The organism is Mesorhizobium sp. M8A.F.Ca.ET.021.01.1.1, assembly GCF_003998025.1.
In the GTDB taxonomy this organism is placed as follows: Bacteria; Pseudomonadota; Alphaproteobacteria; order Rhizobiales; family Rhizobiaceae; genus Mesorhizobium.
Genome location: NZ_RZSJ01000813.1, coordinates 1 through 2,091, shown reverse-complemented (window position 1 = coordinate 2,091; position 2,091 = coordinate 1). Strand labels below are relative to the sequence as shown.

General features: G+C 61.0%; 3 protein-coding genes and 1 pseudogene. All 4 read right to left on the bottom strand.

The window, feature by feature from the left end:
• Nucleotides 1–13: 13 nt before the first annotated feature.
• Complete coding sequence (gene rpsK, locus EOA36_RS34240; protein ID WP_006205444.1) at nucleotides 14–403, bottom strand: 30S ribosomal protein S11; 390 nt, start codon at nucleotides 401–403, stop codon at nucleotides 14–16.
• Nucleotides 404–563: 160 nt separating this feature from the next.
• Nucleotides 564–932, bottom strand: coding sequence for a 30S ribosomal protein S13 (gene rpsM, locus EOA36_RS34235; protein WP_006205445.1), 369 nt, complete (start codon nucleotides 930–932; stop codon nucleotides 564–566).
• Between the two features lie 217 nt (nucleotides 933–1,149).
• Nucleotides 1,150–1,746, bottom strand: coding sequence for an adenylate kinase (locus tag EOA36_RS34230; protein WP_127281107.1), 597 nt, complete (start codon nucleotides 1,744–1,746; stop codon nucleotides 1,150–1,152).
• Nucleotides 1,743–2,091: pseudogene (locus tag EOA36_RS34225) on the bottom strand (preprotein translocase subunit SecY); the annotation flags it as partial. The pseudogene EOA36_RS34225 and the gene EOA36_RS34230, both read right to left, overlap by 4 nt.

The window sequence follows — 2,091 nt, the reverse complement described above, 5'->3', positions numbered from 1 at the left end:
GCGTTCAATAATGTTAGACGCGGCGCTTCTTGCGCGGGCGGCAGCCATTGTGCGGGATCGGCGTCACATCACGGATCGAGGTGATGGTGAAACCGGCCGCCTGCAGGGCGCGCAGCGCCGATTCACGACCCGAGCCCGGTCCGCAGACCTCGACTTCGAGCATGCGCATGCCGTGTTCCTGGGCCTTCTTGGCAACGTCCTCGGCAGCCATCTGGGCGGCGAACGGGGTCGACTTGCGCGAACCCTTGAAGCCCTGGGCACCGGCCGACGACCAGGCGATCGAATTGCCCTGCGCGTCGGTGATGGTGATCATCGTGTTGTTGAAGGTCGAATTGACGTGGGCAACGCCCGACGAGATGTTCTTGCGTTCGCGGCGGCGAACACGTGCGGCTTCCTTGGCCATGGTAGTCCTTTCAGTTGATCTCTACACCGCCGTAATGCCAGCGGCTCCACCTTACTAAGGGAGTAGGGGAATAGGGCAGTAAGGGAGTAGGGAAAAATGCGACCCGATCGACGGGCATTCCCTACTGCCTTACTCCCCTACTCCCTTATTCCCCTAAAAATTACTTCTTCTTGCCGGCAATCGACTTGGCCGGGCCCTTGCGGGTACGTGCATTGGTATGGGTGCGCTGACCGCGAACCGGCAGCGAGCGGCGGTGACGCAGGCCGCGGTAGCAGCCGAGGTCCATCAGACGCTTGATGTTCATCGACACTTCGCGACGCAGGTCGCCTTCGACCTGGTAATCGCGGTCGATGGTCTCGCGGATCTGCAGCACTTCCGCGTCGGTCAGCTGGTTGACGCGGCGCTCGGCGGGGATGCCGACTTTGTCGACGATCTCCTGGGCGAACTTCTTGCCAATGCCGTGAATGTACTGAAGCGCGATGACGACGCGCTTGTTGGTCGGAATGTTGACGCCGGCTATACGAGCCATGTTCTTCTCTTCTCCATGTGGACCGGACGACCTTAAACAAGGCAGATCCCGGCGCTGTTCAAATTGCCCCGCGTCCGGTGGAGGCCGGCCCTTGCGGGAGTTTCCAGTTCAAAGCGACTGCCTTGCCCTTGCGGACAAGCAAAGTGCGCACCTGATAGGAAGACGGGCCGCCATACCGCAGCGAACCGTCTCCGTCAAGCTTAATCTTTAAATTCCCTTACCGCGCCTTTGCGGCCGCGGCGAGCACGGTCTCGATCTCGGCGGTCACCGCGTCGATACTGGCCATGCCGTCCACAGTCTTGAGCTTGCCCTTGGCATAGTAGTAGCCGGTCAGCGGAGCGGTCTTCTTGTAGTACTCCCGCAGGCGCTCTTCGAACACAGCGGGATTGTCGTCCTTGCGCACCGGCTGGCCGGCGGCCTTGGCATCATCGGCGCGCTTGACGATGCGGCCGACCAAAGCCCTGTCATCGACGACCAGTTCGATAACCGTATCGAGACCAATGCTGCGCTCCGAGAGCATCGATTCAACCGCATCGGCCTGCACAAGCGTACGCGGGTAGCCGTCGAGGATGAACCCCTTGGCGCAGTCGGCCTGATCGATACGTTCTGCGACGATGGCGTTGACGATGGCGTCGGATACCAGTTCTCCAGCATCCATCACCGCCTTGGCGCGCTTGCCGACCTCGGTACCCGCCTGGACGGCGGCACGCAGCATGTCACCCGTCGAGAGCTGGGGAATGCCGTGTTTTTCTACCAGTCTTTGTGCTTGTGTCCCCTTGCCCGCCCCCGGCGGCCCAAGCAAAATCAACCTCATCTGGCTTTCTTCCCCCCGCGCAGCTTCGACTTCTTGATCAGGCCTTCATACTGGTGCGCGATCAGGTGACCCTGAATCTGCGCAACCGTATCGAGCGTGACACTGACCACGATCAGAAGCGATGTGCCACCAAGGTAGAATGGTACGCCAGTCGCCGAGATCAGGAACTCCGGCAGCAGGCACACCAGCACCAGATAGATGGCGCCGACGACGGTGATGCGGGTGAGAACGTAATCGATGTAATCGGCGGTGCGCTCGCCCGGGCGATAGCCCGGGATGAAGCCCGAATGCTTCTTGAGCTGGTCGGCGGTGACCTTCGGGTTGAAGACAATCGCAGTGTAGAAG